Below are 20,085 nucleotides of genomic sequence, written 5' to 3' on the forward strand. Positions count from 1 at the left end.
GAATGACTACCTTCGTCGATGTCTCTGGAGTGGTCGGCCTACGACTCGGGACGGTCCAGCCAGGTGAAGGCTTCGCGCCGCGCGTCGTTGTGTGTTCCCAGACCCTGGCCGTCGAGGTTGCGCACTTCCCATTCGGTGTTGTCGTACCCCTGCTTCTTGCCCCACTGGTAGATGAGGTTGTCCACTTCCTTCTGCCCGGCGGTGAAGGCGTGCCGGTTCTCCTCCCCGGCGTGGGCATTGGCCTCGGAAATGGTCTGCTTCGTCCAGTCGTACATGCCGAAGTCGACGATGCGGTTGGCGGCGTCGCCCAGCACCGGCACGGCGCTCGGTGAGGAGGGCACGAAATTGAGCAGGGCGCCGCTGCTCGAGGTGACGTGATGGTTCAGGTCGCGGGCCCACTGAACGCTGGCGTCGCGCTTGTCGAAGGCGACGTCGGAGGTCACGCCGTCGTAGAAGCCGAAGACGGACGAGGCGGCGTCGATCACGCCGTCCCGCTTGGCCCTCTCGTGTTCGTTCGACGGGTTGATGTCGACGCCGGCCAGTGTGTCGGCGGCGTACTGCCGCTCGGCCGCGTACATGTCGCCGTACGCCGCGGGGTCCTCGGCCACCCCGCGCATGATGTTCACCAGGTCGTTCCGGCTCACGGCCATACCCACGGCGCCGTTCTCCGCGTTCCTGAACACGCCTCCCGCGTCACCGAACTGCTTGTAGTCGCCGTTCGTACGCGACAGGATCTCGTGCGTGTCAGGGGTGTAGTCGGTGAGCATGTGGCCCAGCGGGGCCCGCAGGTTGGTGGGCATCTTCGCGCCGCCCTGATGATCACCGTTGAGCAGCCTGATGGTGTCATGCATGACGCGGGCCTCGCTCTCGGTGTGCCCACCGAGCGGATGCTGCGTGCCGGGGACGTTCCCGGTGGCCGCGGCCTCCAGCGCCGCCCCGAGGCCATGGCGGTTGTAGAGGTCGCTCATGGTGTCGTTGTCCGAGACCATCCCCGGGCCGTTCATGACGTACTTGGGCCAGTCGCGGTCCTTGAGCAGGTACTGGAGATGGTCGTTGCGCTGGGGGTCGAGGTACGCCGTGGAGGCGGCCGGGTCCTTGCTCATGAGCCCCAGCACACCGTCGAGCGGATCGTGTTCGATGCCCTTCTGGACCGGCTTGCCGTTCCAGATGTCCCAGAGGTCGGGCTTCTTCTTCTCCGTGTCGATGATGTCGTTGGCGAGGTGGTGCATGAACTGGTCGTCGTAGCCCTTGCCGTGCTTGAGGAGCGTGACGAAGTCCTGGTAGCCGTAGACCGGCTCGGTGTTGCTGCCGAAGTTCTCGGTGCCGATCTCCTTGAGGTCGCCCAGGAACTTCTTGTTGAACCGGCCGTCGGCGCTGTCCAGCCACTCCTTGTACTCCTTGGAGCCCACGGGCATCTTGGCGACCGTCGCCGGCACCCTGGTCGCCGTGGCGATCGAGTCGGTCAGCCCCTTCTCGACGGCATTGCCGTCCTTGCCCAGCTCGCGGAGCTTGTTGCCGAGCTTGATGGTGTTCTCGACGCCCAGGCCGTTGAGGTACGTCCGGGAGAACGCCTTGTCGTCGGAGTTGTCCCGGAGGAGCCGCTCCAGCTCCGCCATCTCTCTCGGCGGCAGCTTCCCCTCGGTGTTGAGCTTCGTGCTCAGCTCATCGGCACGCTTCCCCTCCACCTTCTCGATGTCGCCCTCGGCCTTGGCGTTGAAGCCGTTCTGGATGCCGTCGAGCGGGGCCGAGTCGACGGTCACCGCGTCCAGGGCGAGTTTGACGCCGTGGTCGGCGTCGTCCATGTCCTTGACGGCCTTGGCGATGCGCTTGGTCCAGTATTCGGGGACCGAGTTGCCGCTGCCGTCGTGGGTGATGGCGCGTTTGGTGTCCGAGTCGAGGTTGTCCCAGTCCCAGCTGCAGACGCCCTTGTCCGCCGAGATCAGCATCTTGGCGTGCTTGGCGTCGGCGATTTCGGACTTGAGCTTCTTGCGCAGCTCCACGAACTCGTGGTGCGCGTCGCGGAGGATGTCCGCGATGGCCTTGGCTTCCTTCTGGGCGCCGGTGTACTGGCCCGAGGTCGTGCCGGTGGCGAGGAGGCCCGCCTGGGCGTGCTGACCGGACGCGGAGCCGTCCTCGAAGATGCCCTTGACCTTCTGGTTGTAGATCTTGGCGGCATCCTTGAACATCTCCGCCGTCTTGTCCCACTTCTCGGCGGCGTCCGTGAGTGTGCTGAGATCGGCGTGCAGCGCGTCGTGGTAGCTGAGCATGAGTCCCCCGTGCGGCCTCAAGGTGGTGGCTGGTGCGTCGAAGCGGTGGTCGGTGCCGCGGTGTCCGTCGTCGGCGATTGCGGCTCTCAGAGGCCCGAGATCTGTGACTTCGGGTAGAGGTACGGCCCCTGTTGCGGCTGGAGGAGCGGCGGCTGCTGCGGCTTGCCGGAAGGATTTTCCGGCGTGCACTGCTGCAGGCCGTTGTACGCGGCGTGATCGCCGTCCTGGAGCGTGTTGTTGGCGCTGCTGAGCGCACGCCGCTCATTGGAGAGCCGGCCGTTCAGCATCTTGACTGACTTCTCCCAGTCGGCCAGGAGGCTCTTGAGGCCCTTGCCGGTCTCCCAGCCGTCGAATTCCTTCTTGGCCTTCGTCGTGGCCTCGTCGGCGTGCTTTCCGGCCTTCGCGGTGTCCGGCACGACATCCTTGTCCAAGGCCTCCGCTGCCGCCTTCTTCTTGGCGGGGGAGCTCGCAAGGACCGGCGGGGAGCCACCGGGCGGCAGCAGCAGTCCGTTGTTGCCGCCGGGTGCCAGCGGCCCGGTGCTGTTGATCTGCATGTGGGCGTCGGCTGTGGTGCTCTGGGAGCGGAGTCCCGCCCACTCGTCCTCGAACGACACATTTCCCCCTGGATGATGTCTGTGTCCTGTTGCGGTCCCGCGCGCTGTCAGTACATGTCAAGCTAGCAAGATCGATGCAGCGCGTGCACCCGTGTACGTCGTTCCGGTACCGCGCGACAGAGCGCGCAGAAAGCGGTGCGGGGCTCGGCGTATGCCGGGCCCCGCGCAGCGTTCCTAGAATTCCGGCAGCCATCCCAGCTGCACCAGCGGTGTCCCGCGCTTGCGGGAGACGAAGTAGCCGCGGCCCGGGGGCATCGGGCGGGGGCGGACGTTGCCGAGCAGGTCGCCCTCGCTCGGGTCGCCCGAGAGGACCACGCCCTGGGCGCCCAGCTCCTTGATGCGCTGCATGAAGGACTCGTACATCGACCGCGAGGCGCCGGCCGCGCTGCGGGCGATGATGAAGCGGATGCCGATGTCGCGGGCGAACGGCAGGTTGTCGGTGAGCTGGGCCAGCGGGTTGCCGCTGGAGGTGGAGACCAGCTCGTAGTCGTCCACGACGATGAAGATCTTCGGGCCCGACCACCAGCTGCGGTCGCGCAGCTGCTGAGCGGTGACGTCGGGCGCCGGGGCCCGACGTTCCATCAGACCGTGCAGGGCCTGCATGTGCGCCTCCATGGAGTTGGCCATGGGCGCGTACTCCAGGAGGTGCGACTCGGGGATCGCGCTGAGCAGGCTGCGGCGGTAGTCGCCGACGACGATCTTCGCCTCGTCCGGGTGGTACCGCTCGGAGATCTGCTTGGTCAGCAGCCGCAGCAGGCCGGTCTTGCCGGACTCGCTGTCGCCGAAGACCAGGAAGAACGGGTCGGTCTCGAAGTCGACGAAGACCGGTTCGAGGTTGTTCTCGTCCAGGGCGAAGGCCACGCCGCGCTCCGGGTGGTCGCCGCCCTTCGGGAGGTGGTGCGCGGGCACCTCGCGGGGGAGCATGCGGACCGCGGGCGCCGGCGCGTACGACCAGTGGCTCGCGATCACGCGGTTCATCTCGGTCGTGGCGTCCGAGAGGTCACTGGACTGCGAGATGCCGTCGATCCGCGGCAGCGCGCCCATGAAGTGGAGCTTCTCCGGGGTCTGGCCGCGCCCCGGCACACCTGCCGGGACATTGGCCGCGACCTTGCGGTCGAAGTCGGAGTCCATGGTGTCGCCCAGCCGCAGCTCCAGCCGGTTCAGCAACTGGTCCTTGAGGGCGGCGCGCACCTCCATGCCACGGGTGGCGGTGACGACGACGTGGACGCCGTAGCCGAGGCCGCGTGCGGCGATGTCGTGCACCACGGCCTCCGCCATCTCGTACTCGGCACGGAAGTTGCCCCAGCCGTCGACGACGAGGAAGACGTCGCCCCACGCCTGGTCGGACGCCTCGCCGCGGGCCCGCATCCGCCGGTAAGTGGCGATGGAGTCGATGTCGTGGGCGCGGAAGTACTCCTCGCGGCGGGCGAGAATGCCGGCGACCTCGGCGACGGTACGGCGTACCCGGTCCGGGTCCAGCCGCGAGGCGACCCCACCGACGTGCGGCAGGCCGGAGACCGCGGACAGACCGCCACCACCGAAGTCCAGCCCGTAGAACTGCACCTCGGCCGGTGTGTGTGTCAGCGCGAAGGACGAGATGAGGGTGCGCAGGAGCGTGGACTTGCCGGACTGCGGACCACCGACGATGAGCATGTGGCCGGCCGCGCCGGAGAAGTCGCGGTACAGCGGGTCGCGTCGTTGCTCGAACGGCTTGTCGACGAGGCCCATGGGAACGATGAGCTGCCCGAGGTACGGGTAGTCCGGCATCGTCAGGCCGCGGCCCTCCATCGGAGCGAGCCCCGGCAGCAACTCGTCCAGCGGGGCAGCGGTGTCCAGCGGAGGCAGCCACACCTGGTGGGCCGGGGCGCCCCTGCCTTCCAGGCGGCGGACGATGACGTCCAGCACGGTGTCGGAAAGCGCGTCGTCCTGGGCGGGGCGCGGCTCCGGTACCTGCGCGGTGGCCGGATCGGGGGCCGTGTACTGCACCGGGACCGGGGCGGCCGTGAAGAGCACCGGGCGGCGGTCGACCGGCAGCGGCCCGGCCGGGGTGCGGTCGACGCCGGCGCCGTCGCGGTACACCCCGGAGACGTACGCCGCCTTGAAGCGGGTCATCTCGTCTGTGCCGAACTTCAGGTAGCCGGAGCCGGGGACGGACGGCAGGTGGTACGCGTCGGGGACGCCGAGCGCGGCGCGGGACTCGGCCGCCGAGAACGTCCGCAGACCGACACGGTAGGAGAGGTAGGTCTCCAGGCCGCGCAGCCGGCCCTCCTCCAGGCGCTGCGAAGCCAGCAGCAGGTGGACACCCAGCGACCGGCCGATGCGTCCGATCTGGATGAACATGTCGATGAAGTCCGGCTTGGCGGTCAGGAGCTCGCTGAACTCGTCGATGACGAGGACGAGCGAGGCGATCGGCTCCAGCGGGGCACCGGCCAACCGGGCCTTCTCGTAGTCGTGGATGTTGGCGTAGTTGCCCGCGTCGCGCAGCATCTCCTGGCGGCGGTTGAGTTCACCGCGGATGGAGTCGCCCATGCGGTCGACGAGCGTGAGGTCGTCCGCGAGGTTGGTGATCACCGCGGCGACGTGCGGCATCTGGGACATGCCGGCGAAGGTGGCGCCACCCTTGAAGTCCGCCAGGACGAAGTTCAGCGTCTCCGAGGAGTGGGTGACGGCCAGGCCCAGTACGAGGGTGCGCAGCAGCTCGGACTTGCCGGAACCGGTCGCACCGACGCACAGGCCGTGCGGGCCCATGCCGTCCTGCGCCGCCTCCTTGAGGTCGAGCATGACCGGCTGGCCGTCCTCGCCGACGCCGATCGGCACCCGCAGTCGCTCGGCCCGGGAGCGCGGCCGCCAGGTCCGCTGGGTGTCGACGGAGGCGGCGTCGCCGAGGTTGAGGAGGTCGGTGAACTCCAGGTTGGCGAGCAGCGGTTCGTCGTCGTCCCCGCCGCTGCCCATGCGCAACGGTGCGAGCTGGCGCGCGAGCGCCTCGGCGGCCTCCTGGGAGAGGGAGTCCGGCACGCCGTCGTAGACCATGCCGCGCCCGGCTTCGAGCTGCAGGGCGCCGGGACGTACGAGTACCGACAGGTCGCCGCGGGGCGTGCTGAGCTCACCCGGCACGACGTCCAGGACCGTGACGCCCTGAAGGCCCTCGGGGGAGGCGAGCAGCGAGGTCGGCGGCACGTTCGTACCGTCCAGGACCACCAGGAGGTGCGGCATGTCCAGCAGTGGCTGGCCACCGGCGTTGAACCGCGGCCTGCCCTCCAGCTTCACGGACAGCAACTGCTCCAGCTCCCAGGCGTCCGCCGTGATGAGCCGGGGCGAGCCCGCGCCGTCCGCCGGGCCCTGGGCCTGGACGTGGGGCAGCCACTTGGCCCACTCCCAGCGGCCCGCGGCCTCGCCGGGCGCTGCCGCGATCGCGATGATCAGGTCGTCGGGGGAGTGCAGCGCGGCGAGCGAGGCGACCAGCGACCGCGCGGTGCCGTGCACCGACTCGGGTTCACCGGAGACCGCCATGTGGTAGAAGGCGCGCAGCGAAACAGCCATCGGCAGTCCGTCCAAGGTGCCGTGCACGGTGAGGAACCGGTGCATCGCGCCCGCGGTGAGCGGCTCCAGCTCGTCCACCGGCGCGGTGTCCGGCGCGACCAGCGGCGTCGCCAGCTGCTGCGCGCCGAGCCCGATGCGAACCTGACCGAAGTCCTCGTCGCCCACGCGCCGTTCCCACACCCGGCTGCCCTCGGCGACCAGGGACCAGAGCTGATCGGGGGAGGGGTGCAGGTAGTACTGGGCGTCGCGCTGCTTGCGTGCGGTTTTGCGCACCGTGCGGCGGGTCTGCGCGAGGTACTTGAGGTAGTCGCGGCGGGTGTCCGCCATCTCCCCCTGTGTGCCCCGGCGATGGCGTACCACCATCGCCACGATCATGCCCAGGGTCGACACGATCATGAGAATGCCCATGATGCGCATGAAGGGGTTGGCCTGCGGCATGAAGAAATACACCATCGATCCGCCGCCCATGCCCACGGTCGGCAGGATCTGCATCAGCATGCCTTCTTGCTGCCCCTTGGGCAGCTCCGGCGGGGATTCGAGCCGCAGTGGATCCGTGGGCACCTCCGGAGGCAGAGCCCTCGGAGGACGCTTCACGACGATCTGACTCACCAGCGCACCAATCCCTCGTACGGGGAGGACAGTTCGCTTCCGACACCCCCGTGGCGACGGATCCCACCCGTGCCGGGTGATCCTACTGGGATGTCAACGACCCCAGGAGCGCTAGGGTGGCGCACGGTAACTGCGCAGCTGCGAGTGGACGTTGAATGTCGGGAATGAGGGGGAACTGCCCGTGAGTGCGACAGCTTCCATGACGGCCACGGGAGCGGCTACCGGCTTCTGTCGGGTCACGATTGTCGCGCCCGACAGCCGCATCGACGTGGCGCTCCCCGAAGACATCCCGGTGGCTGACATCTATCCGGAAATTCTCCGGCTGAGCGGCCAGACCCCGGCCGACGGCGCGCCCGTCGGGTACCACTTGGTCCGCCGGGACGGCTCGGTTCTGGACGGCTCGCGGCCCTTCGCCGCGCAGCGCATCCTGGACGGCGAGGTGCTCAGCCTGCGGCCGTTCTCCGAGTCGCTGCCGCCCGCGGTCTACGACGACGTCTCCGACTCCGTCGCGTCCGCCGTCACTCGCGACCGCACGCTGTGGAACGACGACCTGCTGCGCACGGCCGGGCTCGCCGGCTCCATGGTGCTGCTGGTGCTGATGGGATTCGTGCTGTGGTTCGCCGATCCGGTGCGGCACGACATGCACGGCCTGCCCGGCATTCTTGCCGCCGTCGCCGGTGTCCTGCTGGTCGCACTCGCGGCGGTGCGGGCCCGGGTGTACGACGACCGGGCATCGGCGATCGCCCTCGGCCTCGGCGGCCTGCCGCACATCATGATCGCCGGATCCGGCCTGTTGCCGCTGTCGGAGGGCCAAGGAGTCGGCCGCTTGCAGTTCCTCCTCGGCTGCGTGGCCGTACTGATCGCCTCCGTCCTCCTGATCGCGCTCACGCCCAACGGCGACGGCCCGTTCGTCGCCGCGGCCTTCACTGCCACGATCGGCACCCTTGCCACCTTCGTCGCGATCCTCACCGATCTTCGTCCTGTGGAGACCGCGGCCATCTGCGTGTGCGTCGTGGTCGGCGTCATCGCGTTCCTGCCCGGCCTCTCGGCCCGCTTCGCCCGGCTCCCCATCGGCTACACCCCGCCGCGCTCGGCCAGGTCCGGCTACGACGACGAGGACGCCACCCCCGAGTACGAGGGGCCGGTCGACGCCGAGCGCATCGCCGCCCAGGCCCGCCGCGGCCACGAAATGCTCGTCGGCCTGGTCGGCGGCTGTGCGGCGGTCGTGACCCTCGCCACCGGTGTCCTCGGCTTCTCCGACTCCGTCTGGGGGCAGGTGCTCGCCTTTGCCGCCGGGCTGTCCATGCTGATGCGCGCCCGACTCTTCCGCTACACCTCCCAGGTCGCCTGCGCCCTGGTCGCCGGCCTCGCCGCCTTCTCCCTGCTCGGCCTCGGCCTCGCCCTGCACCCGCCGGTCGTCCTGGGCGACGGCGGTTTCGCCGCCGACCTGCGCACGATCTGGCTCAGTGCCGCGATCGCCGTCGCCGCGGCCCTGGTCGCCGGCATCGCCCTGATCGTCCCCCGTACGGGTGTCACCCCCTTCTGGGGCCGTTTCGTCGAGCTCTTCGAGAACCTCGTCCTGCTGTCCCTGGTCCCCTTGTGCCTCGCAGTGATGAACGTGTACATGGCGGCGCGGGGGATGACGAGCAAGTAGTCACCCAGCGCGTTTGCGGGGCGGCGGTCGACGCCGCGGGCGGGGCAATCCCCTTCCGGGCCCGCGGGGCCGCCGACCGCACGCCGCCCGCGTGCGAGCGTCCCGCCCCTCGCTACACCCGGTCACCACCACTCGTCACCCCCTGCTACCCTGGCTACGCCCAGCCGAGTAATCGAAGCTCCTCTGTGAAGCAGACCAGAGGCGCTCGGTGGGGCTCAGAGGAATCTCAAGGAGTACCGCGTGTCGCTCGACGCCGCTACGAAGAAGCAGATCATGACCGAGTTCGGCACCAAGGAGGGTGACACCGGCTCCCCCGAGGTTCAGGTCGCGCTGCTCTCCCGTCGTATCTCGGACCTGACCGAGCACCTCAAGACGCACAAGCACGACCACCACTCCCGCCGTGGTCTGCTGCTGCTGGTCGGCCAGCGTCGCCGCCTGCTGCAGTACCTGGCGAAGAAGGACATCACCCGCTTCCGCCAGCTGGTGGAGCGCCTCGGCATCCGCCGTGGTGCGGCGGGCGCCAAGTAAGACGGCGTGCAGGGAGCGGTTCCCGGGACGGGGGCCGCTCCCTTTGCCGTACGTGGGAAAAGTACGGGGAAAGTACCCGTAGGGGCCGGACACCGGAGCGTTCCGGCACCCCCTGGTGGCCAGAAGCTTTGTAGGCTGGTCCCACAACGCCATACCGACGGCGCGGCAACGACAGCGCCGTGGCCGGCGCGCCGCGCTCATCACCGACGGCGCGTGACGCAGACAACGCAATAGCGAAAAAAGAGGTGGGGCGCCCATCAGTCGCCGGTCCTCGGTAGTGGCCTCCGGTGTCGCGCAGGCCCCAGGGCCGCCACGCACCGGGTGCTTCGATCGAAGACCGGCCCGCACAGGCGCTCCACCACCGATGATCCGCTGCCACACGGGCAGCGGGTCGCAGACGGTCCCCTGCCATACGGGCAGCGGACGCAGACGAGGAGATATTCCTGGTGGAGAACGAGACCCACTACGCCGAGGCCGTCATCGACAACGGCTCCTTCGGCACCCGCACCATCCGCTTCGAGACGGGCCGCCTGGCCAAGCAGGCCGCCGGCTCCGCCGTGGCGTACCTGGACGACGACACCATGGTGCTGTCGGCCACCTCCGCTTCCAAGAACCCCAAGGACCAGCTGGACTTCTTCCCGCTGACCGTGGACGTCGAGGAGCGGATGTACTCGGCCGGGAAGATTCCCGGTTCGTTCTTCCGTCGTGAGGGCCGGCCCTCCGAGGACGCGGTCCTCACCTGCCGCCTGATCGACCGGCCGCTGCGCCCCTCCTTCAAGAAGGGCCTGCGCAACGAGATCCAGATCGTCGAGACGATCATGGCGCTCAACCCCGACCACCTTTACGACGTGGTCGCCATCAACGCCGCCTCCTGCTCCACGCAGCTGGCCGGCCTGCCCTTCTCCGGCCCGGTCGGCGGCACCCGTGTCGCGCTGATCAACGGCCAGTGGGTGGCCTTCCCGACGCACACCGAGCTCGAGGACGCGGTCTTCGACATGGTGGTCGCCGGTCGCGTCCTCCCGGACGGCGACGTCGCGATCATGATGGTCGAGGCCGAGGCCACCGAGAAGACCATCCAGCTGATCAAGGGCGGCGCCGAGGCCCCGACCGAGGAGGTCGTCGCCGCCGGCCTGGAGGCCGCGAAGCCCTTCATCAAGGTGCTGTGCAAGGCCCAGTCGGACCTCGCCGCCAAGGCCGCCAAGCCGACCGGCGAGTTCCCGGTCTTCCTCGACTACCAGGACGACGTCCTGGAGGCGCTGACCAAGGCCGTCAAGGGCGAGCTGTCCCAGGCCCTGACCATCGCCGGCAAGCAGGAGCGCGAGGCCGAGCTGGACCGCGTCAAGGGTCTTGCCGCCGAGAAGCTCCTGCCGGAGTTCGAGGGCCGCGAGAAGGAGATCTCCGCCGCTTACCGTTCGCTGACCAAGAGCCTGGTCCGCGAGCGTGTGATCAAGGAGAAGAAGCGCATCGACGGCCGCGGTGTCACCGACATCCGCACGCTGGCCGCCGAGGTCGAGGCCATCCCGCGCGTGCACGGTTCGGCGCTGTTCGAGCGTGGCGAGACCCAGATCCTGGGCGTCACCACCCTGAACATGCTCCGTATGGAGCAGCAGCTGGACACGCTGTCGCCGGTGACGCGCAAGCGCTACATGCACAACTACAACTTCCCGCCGTACTCCGTCGGTGAGACCGGCCGCGTGGGCTCGCCCAAGCGCCGCGAGATCGGCCACGGCGCGCTCGCCGAGCGTGCGATCGTGCCGGTGCTGCCGACGCGCGAGGAGTTCCCCTACGCGATCCGTCAGGTCTCCGAGGCGCTGGGCTCCAACGGCTCGACGTCCATGGGCTCCGTGTGTGCCTCGACGATGTCGCTGCTGAACGCCGGTGTGCCGCTGAAGGCCCCGGTCGCCGGTATCGCCATGGGTCTGATCTCCCAGGAGATCGACGGCCAGACGCACTACGTCGCCCTCACCGACATCCTCGGTGCGGAGGACGCGTTCGGTGACATGGACTTCAAGGTCGCCGGTACGAAGCAGTTCGTCACCGCCCTGCAGCTGGACACCAAGCTGGACGGTATTCCGGCGTCGGTGCTGGCCGCGGCCCTGAAGCAGGCCCGCGACGCGCGTCTGCACATCCTGGACGTGATGAACGAGGCGATCGACGTTCCGGACGAGATGTCCCCGAACGCGCCGCGGATCATCACCGTCAAGATCCCGGTGGACAAGATCGGTGAGGTCATCGGCCCCAAGGGCAAGATGATCAACCAGATCCAGGAGGACACCGGCGCCGACATCACGATCGAGGACGACGGCACCATCTACATCGGTGCCGCCGACGGCCCGGCCGCCGAGGCCGCCCGCACCACGATCAACGGCATCGCCAACCCGACCATGCCGGAGGTCGGCGAGCGCTACCTGGGTACGGTCGTCAAGACCACCACCTTCGGTGCGTTCGTCTCGCTGCTCCCGGGCAAGGACGGCCTGCTGCACATCTCGCAGATCCGCAAGCTCGCCGGTGGCAAGCGCGTGGAGAACGTCGAGGACGTGCTCGCGGTCGGCGCCAAGGTGCAGGTCGAGATCGCCGAGATCGACCAGCGCGGCAAGCTCTCCCTGATCCCCGTGATCGAGGGCGAGGAAGGCAACGAGGAGAAGAAGGACGACGCCGCCAAGTGACGTCCCGTATTTCCCGGACGACGGCCCGCACCTCTTCGGAGGGGCGGGCCGTCGCCCGTACCCAAACGCTTCTCAAGGGCGAGGGCGGCGCCGGCACGGTCCGCAGGACGGTCCTGCCCGGCGGTCTGCGGGTCGTCACCGAGACCCTGCCCTCCGTACGGTCGGTGACCTTCGGGATCTGGGCCAACGTCGGCTCCCGGGACGAGACGCCGGCGCTCAACGGCGCCACCCACTACCTGGAGCACCTGCTCTTCAAGGGCACCGAGCGGCGCAGCGCGCTGGACATCTCCGCCGCGATCGACGCGGTCGGCGGCGAGATGAACGCCTTCACCGCGAAGGAGTACACCTGCTACTACGCGCGGGTGCTCGACGCCGACCTGCCGCTGGCCATCGACGTGGTCTGCGACATGCTCACCGGCTCGCTGATCCGCGAGGACGACGTCGACGTCGAGCGCGGGGCGATCCTCGAAGAGATCGCCATGACGGACGACGACCCGGGCGACTGCGTGCACGACCTCTTCGCGCACACGATGCTCGGCGACAGTCCGCTCGGCCGCCCGGTGCTCGGCACCGTCGACACGGTCAACGCCCTGAATTCGAGCCGCATACGCCGCTTCTACAAGAAGCACTACGACCCGACCCGCCTGGTCGTCACCGCGGCCGGCAACGTCGACCACGCCAAGGTCGTCCGCCAGGTCCGCCGCGCCTTCGAGCAGGCCGGCGCGCTGGACCGTACGGACGCGGTGCCGATGGCCCCCCGGGGCGGTACGCGGGCGATCCGGACGGCCGGCCAGGTGGAGATGCTGGGCCGGAAGACCGAGCAGGCGCACGTCATCCTCGGCATGCCCGGCATGCCGCGCACCGACGAGCGCCGCTGGGCCATGGGCGTGCTCAACACCGCGCTCGGCGGCGGCATGAGCTCCCGCCTCTTCCAGGAGGTACGGGAGAAGCGCGGCCTGGCCTACAGCGTGTACTCCTACACCTCGGGCTACGCGGACTGCGGCCTCTTCGGGGTGTACGCGGGCTGCCGCCCGAGCCAGGTGCACGACGTGCTGAAGATCTGCCGCGACCAGCTGGACGAGGTCGCCGAGCACGGGCTGGCCGACGACGAGGTCGAGCGGGCCATCGGGCAGCTGCGCGGCTCCACGGTCCTCGGCCTGGAGGACACCGGCGCCCTGATGAACCGCATCGGCAAGAGCGAGCTGTGCTGGGGCGACCAGATGTCGGTGGACGACATGCTCGCCCGGATAGCGGCCGTCACCCCGGACGACGTGCGCGAGGTCGCGCGCGATGTACTGGGGCAGCGTCCTTCGCTGTCCGTCATCGGCCCGCTGAAGGACCGGCAGGCGGCACGGCTGCACGAAGTGGTCGCGTAACGCGGAAACGGCCGCGTCCGCCTCGCAAGGCGGCGGCACGCGGCCGGAAGCGGTCGTACGAGGCTCACGCGCGGTCGTACGAGGCCGGAGAATGGTCGCGTACGACCGCGCCCCGAACCGAAGGAAGCAAGGACGATGAGCAAGCTGCGTGTGGCTGTGATCGGCGCCAAGGGCCGGATCGGCTCCGAGGCCGTCAAGGCGGTCGAGGCCGCCGAGGACATGGAGCTGGTGGCGGCGCTGGGCCGCGGCGACAAGCTGGAGAAGCTGGTCGAGGCGGGCGCCGAGGTCGCGGTCGAGCTGACCCACCCCGACTCCGTCATGGAGAACCTCGAATTCTGCGTCCGGCACGGCATCCACGGGGTCGTCGGCACCACCGGCTGGAGCGACGAGCGCCTCACGCAGCTGCGCTCCTGGCTGGGCGCCGCGCCGCAGGTCGGCGTGCTGATCGCGCCGAACTTCTCGATCGGCGCGGTGCTCACCATGCAGTTCGCGCAGCAGGCGGCCCGCTTCTTCGAGTCCGTCGAGGTCGTCGAGCTGCACCACCCGAACAAGGCGGACGCCCCGTCCGGTACGGCGGCCCGCACCGCTCAGCTCATCGCCGACGCCCGTGAGAAGGCCGGCTGCGCGCCGGCGCCGGACGCCACCGCGACCGCCCTGGACGGCGCCCGCGGCGCGGACGTGAGCGGTGTGCCCGTGCACTCCGTACGGCTGCGCGGTCTGCTGGCGCACCAGGAGGTGCTGCTCGGCGGGGAGGGCGAGACCCTCACCATCCGGCACGACTCCCTGCACCACTCCAGCTTCATGCCGGGCATCCTGCTCGGCGCGCGCCGCGTGGTGAACACTCCCGGCCTGACCATGGGCCTGGAAAACTTCCTCGATCTGGCCTGACGGCCGGCAGTCAGTAGGGCAGTACGCACAGTGCGCGCAAAGATCACATACTTCGTCCTCGCGGCGGTCCTGGTCGTCTACTTCGTCCTGGTCGGCGAGCGGGGTGTCCTGCTCATCCAGCAGGGCACCCCCCTCACGGTCGTCTTCGGCATCGCCGTGCTCGTCCTGCCGCTGATCGGAGTGTGGTTCCTCTGGCACACCACCCAGTTCGCCCGGAAGGCCGGGCTGCTGGCGAAGGAGCTGGAGGCCGAGGGCGGGCTGCCCGTCGACGAGCTGCAGCGGACGCCGAGCGGCCGCATCGACCGGGACGCGGCCGACGAGGTCTTCCAGCGGCGGCGGGCCGAGGCCGAGGCGGCGCCGGACGACTGGCGGGCGTGGTTCCGGCTGGCGATCGCCTACCACGACGCGCGGGACACCCCGCGCGCCCGCAAGGCCATGCAGCGGGCCATCGCGCTGCACGACGGAAAGCCGGTACGAGCGGTCTGAGACGGGCACGTACGGACCGCGCGGTGGTACGGGAACGGGGCGCGAGCTATTCGGCTCGCGCCCCGTTCCCGTACGTGCGTTCCGGCGGGCTCTCAGCTTCCGGCGTGGCTCTCACGGCGCTGGATGCCGGCTCCCAGCTGCTCTCCGGGCGGCACCGGCCGCTACTCAGCCGTGCTGCTCCGCCGCCCACGCGGCCACCTTGTCCGCCGCGCGGTTGAACGCGCCGGGGCGGGTCAGGAAGTCGCCGTTGTGGTCGGTGACGAGCGTGCGCGGCTCGGCGTCGCCCGGGCCGCCGATCAGCAGCGCCTGCCCCTGGACGGTCCGCGGCAGGCCGAGCCAGCGCACCGGCTGCTGGACCGTACGGACCGAGGTGACCGCGCTCCACGGGAGCGTGGTCGTCCGTACGAGCCGTACGTGGCGCAGCCCGGCGGCGCTCACCCAGATGCCGACCCGCAGCAGCCGCACCGAGACCAGGATGATCACGACCGCCAGGGCCAGGCACACCCCGGCGCCGATCGGCGCCCCGGCCAGCCCGATGATCATCGAGGACAGCAGGACGAAGGACGCCAGCAGCAGAAGCACGGCCGCCGCCCCCACCCGCCACGGTCCGGGGCGGTAGGGGCGGCGCCAGTGGTCGCGCTCGTTGTGCGGAAGGGGCGCCGGGTCTGCGGCGTCCCCGTCGAGGTCGCGGTCGGCCGTCAGGAAGGGCAGGGGCACGGCGGATCCTCACTCACGGCCCGCGTTACGCACGGGCACACGGTCGAAAGCTGTGACCGGTGAGGCTAGCGGCACCAGGACGGCCGGAACCAATCCTTCGCCGGTCCGCCGGGCTGCCCGCCCGAACGGCGCAACGCGCACACGGCTCAGCGGCCGTGCGCGGCCTCGGACTGATGGGTCGTATTCGGGCCGCCGACCGTGTCCTGCTGCAGGGCGGGTACGCCGAACAGCAGGGAGCCGGTCAGGCCGGCGGCGACGGTGAGCCCCAGGAGCGAGCGGCCGAAGATCTGGGATCGGCTCGCCCGCTGACGCGGCGGGGGAGTGACATTGCTGCGGAACCGGTCTGCCTCGGCGACAAAGGCGAACGGGACGGGCTCTCGCCGGCGGAACATGAGCGGGCTCTCCTAGGAACCTCGAAGTGGGCAGTGTCACATGGTTCAACGTCACTGGCACTCGATGAGTGCCCGTTTTCCGTGACTTCTGTGAAAAATATCAACTGCCGTGGACGGGGTCCGCACCGGGGGTCCCTTTTGTCGCATCGCGCCGCATCGCACCGCATTTCCGGGCTTGTCAGTGGCGGGCCGTAGGCTTGGCGCGCCCGAGCGACGAGCGGCGCGAACGCCGCGGCAGATCGGACGGGTACCCGCCGCAGCACGATGTATGAACGGAAGGAACCGCCGGTGTCCCACACCCCCGCCGAGAGCGCCGACAGCGCAGCCCCCGCATTCCGGAGCGAGGTGACGGTCGAGCTGGTCAAGCACGCCGCCGGCGACAGCGACGTCCTGTGGGCCGCGCGGGTCTCCACCGCCGGCGAGCAGTCCCTGGAGGAGCTGCAGAAGGACCCCGAGCGCTCCAAGGGCCTGATCAACTACCTGATGCGCGACCGGCACGGCAGCCCGTTCGAGCACAACAGCATGACCTTCTTCATCAGCGCCCCGATCTTCGTGTTCCGCGAGTTCATGCGGCACCGCGTGGGCTGGTCGTACAACGAGGAGTCCGGCAGGTACCGGCAGCTGGAGCCGGTCTTCTACGTCCCCGCGACCGACCGCAAGCTCGTGCAGCAGGGCCGCCCCGGCAAGTACGAGTTCGTCCAGGGCACCGAGGAGCAGCACGAGGTCACCACCCGGGCGATGGAGGACTCCTACCGCCAGGCGTACGCGGCGTACCAGGAGATGCTGGCGGCCGGTGTGGCCCGCGAGGTCGCCCGTTCGGTCCTGCCCGTGGGCCTCTTCTCCTCCATGTACGCCACCTGCAACGCCCGCTCCCTGATGCACTTCCTCGGCCTGCGCACGCAGCACGAACAGGCGAAGGTGCCGTCCTTCCCGCAGCGCGAGATCGAGATGGTCGGCGAGCAGATGGAGGCCCACTGGGCCAAGCTCATGCCGCTCACGTACGCCGCCTTCAACGCCAACGGACGGGTCGCTCCGTAAGTCGCGCGAGGGAGATCTCCGTGGCCCGACGGAAGGGCCTCGCGAGAAGGTGTCCGTATTGCGGCGTTTTGAGAAATTCCTCTACGCTGAACACACGGATCCGGCACTGCCTGAACCCCCGAGCAGGCAGTGCCGGGTCCACATCCCGGCCTCCCCAGGGGCGCAACCAGCGGTGAGCTACGAGTAGCGTGGGACCCATGGCTCCGACTTCCACACCGCAGACCCCCTTCGGGCGGGTACTGACCGCCATGGTCACGCCGTACACGGCGGATGGCGCTCTCGACCTCGACGGCGCGCAGCAGCTCGCCGCCCACCTGGTGGACGCCGGCAACGACGGTCTCGTCGTGAACGGCACCACCGGAGAGTCCCCGACCACCAGCGATGCGGAAAAAGCCCAGCTGGTCAGGGCCGTGGTCGAAGCGGTGGGAGACCGCGCCTTCGTGGTCGCCGGAGCCGGCACGAACGACACCCGCCACAGCCTGGAGCTGGCCCGCGCCGCCCAGGACGCCGGAGCGCACGGCCTGCTCGCCGTGACGCCCTACTACAGCAAGCCGCCGCAGGAAGGTCTCTTCCGGCACTTCAGCGCGATTGCCGACGCCACCGACCTGCCGGTCATGCTCTACGACATCCCCGGCCGCAGTGGCGTGCCGATCAACACCGAGACCCTCGTCCGGCTGGCCGAGCACCCCCGCATCGTCGCCAACAAGGACGCCAAGGGCGACCTCGGCCGCGCCAGCTGGGCCATCGCCCGCTCCGGCCTCGCCTGGTACAGCGGCGACGACATGCTGAACCTCCCGCTGCTCTCGGTCGGCGCCATCGGCTTCGTCTCGGTCGTCGGCCATGTCGTGACCCCCGAGCTGCGCGCCCTCCTGGAAGCCCACGTGACCGGTGACGTCACGAAGGCGAAGGAGATCCACCAGAAGCTGCTGCCGGTCTTCACCGGCATGTTCCGCACCCAGGGCGTCATCACGACCAAGGCCGCGCTCAACCTCCAGGGCCTCCCCGGCGGGCCGCTGCGCCTCCCGCTGGTCGACCTCTCGCCCGAGGAGACGGAGCAGCTCAAGGTCGATCTCGCCGCCGGCGGGGTACACCTCTGACATCAGACTTCACAACTGAATACGGCTCGCGCGACCCCGACGGTCGTCACAGCTGAAGACGAACAACCACAGCCACAACAGCAAGTGCACGAATGTCATGCGCGCCACGTGCCTCAAGGGCCCGTGGCGCGTGTGGTGAGGAGAGTCTTTTGAGTCATCCGCATCCCGAACTCGGCGCGCCGCCGAAGCTCCCCGAGGGCGGCCTGCGCGTCACCGCTCTGGGCGGCCTCGGAGAGATCGGCCGCAACATGACCGTCTTCGAGTACGACGGCCGGCTGCTGATCGTCGACTGCGGAGTGCTCTTCCCCGAGGAGGAGCAGCCCGGAATCGACCTGATCCTGCCGGACTTTTCGTCCATCAGGGACCGCCTCGACGACATCGAGGGCATCGTGCTCACGCACGGCCACGAGGACCACATCGGTGCCGTCCCCTACCTGCTTCGCGAGAAGCCGGACATCCCCCTGATCGGCTCCAAGCTGACCCTCGCCCTGATCGAGGCCAAGCTCCAGGAGCACCGCATCCGGCCGTACACGCTGGAGGTCGTCGAGGGCGACCGCGAGCGTCTCGGCCCCTTCGACTGCGAATTCGTCGCGGTCAACCACTCCATCCCGGACGCCCTCGCGGTCGCCATCCGCACCCCCGCGGGCATGGTCGTCCACACGGGTGACTTCAAGATGGACCAGCTCCCGCTGGACCGCCGGCTCACCGACCTCCCCACGTTCGCCAAGCTCGGCGAGGAGGGCATCGACCTCCTCCTGTCGGACTCCACGAACGCCGAGGTCCCCGGGTTCGTCCCGCCCGAGCGCGACATCTCCAACGTGCTGCGCCAGGTCTTCGCGACCGCCCAGAAGCGCATCATCGTGGCGAGCTTCGCCAGCCACGTGCACCGCATCCAGCAGATCTGCGACGCGGCGCACGAGTACGGCCGTCGCGTCGCCTTCGTGGGCCGCTCGATGGTCCGCAACATGGGCATCGCCCGTGAGCTGGGCTACCTGAACGTCCCCGCCGGTCTCGTCGTGGACGTGAAGACCCTCGACGACCTGCCGGACGACGAGATCGTGCTGGTCTGCACGGGCTCGCAGGGCGAGCCGATGGCGGCCCTGTCCCGGATGGCCAACCGCGACCACCAGATCCGGATCGTTCCGGGCGACACGGTGATCCTGGCGTCCTCGCTCATCCCGGGCAACGAGAACGCCGTCTACCGCGTGATCAACGGGCTCACCCGATGGGGCGCCAACGTTGTCCACAAGGGCAACGCCAAGGTGCACGTCTCGGGCCACGCCTCGGCCGGCGAGCTGCTGTACTTCTACAACATCTGCAAGCCGAAGAACCTCATGCCGGTGCACGGCGAATGGCGCCACCTGCGGGCCAACGCCGAGCTGGGCGCGCTGACCGGCGTGCCCAAGGACCACATCGTCATCGCCGAGGACGGCGTGGTCGTCGACCTGGTCGACGGCACGGCGCGGATCACCGGCAAGGTCCAGGCGGGATACGTGTACGTCGACGGTCTCTCGGTCGGCGACGTCACGGAGAACGCCCTGAAGGACCGCCGCATCCTCGGCGACGAGGGCATCATCTCCGTCTTCGTCGTGGTCGACAGCACCTCGGGCAAGATCACCGGTGGGCCGCACATCCAGGCCCGCGGCTCCGGCATCGACGACGCCGACTTCGGCGGCGTCCTGCCGAAGATCGACGAGGCGCTGGCCAAGTCCGCCCAGGACGGCGTCATGGAGCCGCACCAGGTGCAGCAGCTCGTGCGCCGCACCGTGGGCAAGTGGGTGTCGGACAACTACCGCCGCCGGCCGATGATCCTGCCGGTCGTCGTGGAGGTCTGACGACCCGTCGGAAGCGCGCACGGAGCGGGGCGCCCGGATTTGCATCCAGGAGCCCCGCTCCAGTACGTTTACGGCTCCGCCTGAGGGGAACCGGGAACGCCTGGCGTTCTACGGGACTCCACGGCGACCGGCTCCGCGAGGGGCCGGGAAATCCGACCCAGAGCAATCTGATAGCGTCGGAGCCGCCGAAAGGAAGTCGAAAGACAACCGAAAGGCGAAGGCCAATCCAAAGGCCACTGGAAACAAATTCGGACCGGAAACGGAACGAACGAGGATCTGGTAAAGTCGGAACCGCCGAAAGGGAAAGCCCGCAAGGGCCGAACCGGAAAGCAACCCCGCTCCGACAGGGGGCCGGATCACCGAAAAGGATCTGGTAGA

General features: G+C 69.3%; 14 protein-coding genes. 9 read left to right on the plus strand and 5 right to left on the minus strand.

Annotation, left to right across the window (positions count from 1 at the left end):
* Window positions 1-38: 38 nt before the first annotated feature.
* From ABZ840_RS10680 to eccCa, 3 genes are all read right to left on the minus strand, one after another.
* Complete coding sequence (locus ABZ840_RS10680; protein WP_361556499.1) at window positions 39-2,267, minus strand: DUF6571 family protein; 2,229 nt, start codon at window positions 2,265-2,267, stop codon at window positions 39-41.
* Between the two features lie 86 nt (window positions 2,268-2,353).
* On the minus strand, window positions 2,354-2,881 hold the full coding sequence (locus ABZ840_RS10685) for a hypothetical protein (protein WP_361556502.1): 528 nt from the start codon (window positions 2,879-2,881) through the stop codon (window positions 2,354-2,356).
* A 174-nt stretch (window positions 2,882-3,055) separates the two neighbouring features.
* On the minus strand, window positions 3,056-7,030 hold the full coding sequence (eccCa, locus tag ABZ840_RS10690; RefSeq protein WP_361556505.1) for a type VII secretion protein EccCa: 3,975 nt from the start codon (window positions 7,028-7,030) through the stop codon (window positions 3,056-3,058).
* A gap of 199 nt (window positions 7,031-7,229) precedes the next feature.
* Here eccCa and eccD point away from each other — a divergent pair, with 199 nt between their 5' ends.
* From eccD to ABZ840_RS10720, 6 genes are all read left to right on the plus strand, one after another.
* On the plus strand, window positions 7,230-8,684 hold the full coding sequence (gene eccD, locus ABZ840_RS10695) for a type VII secretion integral membrane protein EccD (RefSeq protein WP_361556624.1): 1,455 nt from the start codon (window positions 7,230-7,232) through the stop codon (window positions 8,682-8,684).
* Window positions 8,685-8,924: 240 nt separating this feature from the next.
* Window positions 8,925-9,212 carry a 30S ribosomal protein S15 gene (rpsO, locus tag ABZ840_RS10700; RefSeq protein WP_052869281.1) on the plus strand — a complete coding sequence of 96 codons (288 nt, stop codon included), beginning with the start codon at window positions 8,925-8,927 and terminating at the stop codon, window positions 9,210-9,212.
* Between the two features lie 446 nt (window positions 9,213-9,658).
* On the plus strand, window positions 9,659-11,878 hold the full coding sequence (locus ABZ840_RS10705) for a polyribonucleotide nucleotidyltransferase (RefSeq protein ID WP_361556509.1): 2,220 nt from the start codon (window positions 9,659-9,661) through the stop codon (window positions 11,876-11,878).
* The gene (locus ABZ840_RS10710) at window positions 11,875-13,254 is read left to right on the plus strand and encodes a pitrilysin family protein (RefSeq protein WP_361556512.1); all 1,380 of its coding nucleotides are present in this window, start codon (window positions 11,875-11,877) and stop codon (window positions 13,252-13,254) included. Before ABZ840_RS10705 ends, ABZ840_RS10710 begins: the two co-directional genes overlap by 4 nt.
* A gap of 135 nt (window positions 13,255-13,389) precedes the next feature.
* Window positions 13,390-14,142: a 4-hydroxy-tetrahydrodipicolinate reductase gene (gene dapB, locus ABZ840_RS10715; protein ID WP_361556515.1), complete on the plus strand. Its 753-nt coding sequence runs from the start codon at window positions 13,390-13,392 to the stop codon at window positions 14,140-14,142.
* 30 nt (window positions 14,143-14,172) lie between these two features.
* Window positions 14,173-14,628, plus strand: coding sequence for a tetratricopeptide repeat protein (locus ABZ840_RS10720; RefSeq protein WP_361556518.1), 456 nt, complete (start codon window positions 14,173-14,175; stop codon window positions 14,626-14,628).
* Window positions 14,629-14,793: 165 nt separating this feature from the next.
* On the opposite strand, the gene ABZ840_RS10725 is transcribed toward ABZ840_RS10720, so the two are convergent.
* Window positions 14,794-15,345 carry a hypothetical protein gene (locus ABZ840_RS10725; protein WP_361556521.1) on the minus strand — a complete coding sequence of 184 codons (552 nt, stop codon included), beginning with the start codon at window positions 15,343-15,345 and terminating at the stop codon, window positions 14,794-14,796.
* Window positions 15,346-15,491: 146 nt separating this feature from the next.
* Window positions 15,492-15,737, minus strand: a complete 246-nt coding sequence (locus ABZ840_RS10730) for a hypothetical protein (protein ID WP_361556524.1) — start codon at window positions 15,735-15,737, stop codon at window positions 15,492-15,494.
* A gap of 288 nt (window positions 15,738-16,025) precedes the next feature.
* Between ABZ840_RS10730 and thyX the strand changes: the two genes are divergently transcribed.
* The 3 genes from thyX (at window position 16,026) to ABZ840_RS10745 (ending at window position 19,707) form a co-directional block, all read left to right on the plus strand.
* Window positions 16,026-16,775 (plus strand): FAD-dependent thymidylate synthase, encoded by a 750-nt coding sequence (gene thyX, locus ABZ840_RS10735; protein WP_361556527.1) that lies wholly within the window; start codon window positions 16,026-16,028, stop codon window positions 16,773-16,775.
* A gap of 197 nt (window positions 16,776-16,972) precedes the next feature.
* Window positions 16,973-17,872: a 4-hydroxy-tetrahydrodipicolinate synthase gene (gene dapA, locus ABZ840_RS10740; RefSeq protein ID WP_361556530.1), complete on the plus strand. Its 900-nt coding sequence runs from the start codon at window positions 16,973-16,975 to the stop codon at window positions 17,870-17,872.
* A gap of 149 nt (window positions 17,873-18,021) precedes the next feature.
* On the plus strand, window positions 18,022-19,707 hold the full coding sequence (locus ABZ840_RS10745) for a ribonuclease J (protein WP_361556533.1): 1,686 nt from the start codon (window positions 18,022-18,024) through the stop codon (window positions 19,705-19,707).
* The last annotated feature ends 378 nt before the right edge of the window (window positions 19,708-20,085 follow it).

It is taken from the genome of Streptomyces sp. NPDC047117, from assembly GCF_040643545.1.
Lineage (GTDB): Bacteria > Actinomycetota > Actinomycetes > Streptomycetales > Streptomycetaceae > Streptomyces.

Excerpts from the sequence above, each read along its gene's own strand:
- ABZ840_RS10680 (WP_361556499.1), bottom strand. The coding sequence starts at position 2,267 with ATGCTCAGCTACCACGACGCGCTGCACGCCGATCTCAGCACACTCACG.
- eccD (WP_361556624.1), top strand. The coding sequence starts at position 7,230 with ATGACGGCCACGGGAGCGGCTACCGGCTTCTGTCGGGTCACGATTGTC.
- dapB (WP_361556515.1), top strand. The coding sequence starts at position 13,390 with ATGAGCAAGCTGCGTGTGGCTGTGATCGGCGCCAAGGGCCGGATCGGC.
- ABZ840_RS10730 (WP_361556524.1), bottom strand. The coding sequence starts at position 15,737 with ATGTTCCGCCGGCGAGAGCCCGTCCCGTTCGCCTTTGTCGCCGAGGCA.
- dapA (WP_361556530.1), top strand. The coding sequence starts at position 16,973 with ATGGCTCCGACTTCCACACCGCAGACCCCCTTCGGGCGGGTACTGACC.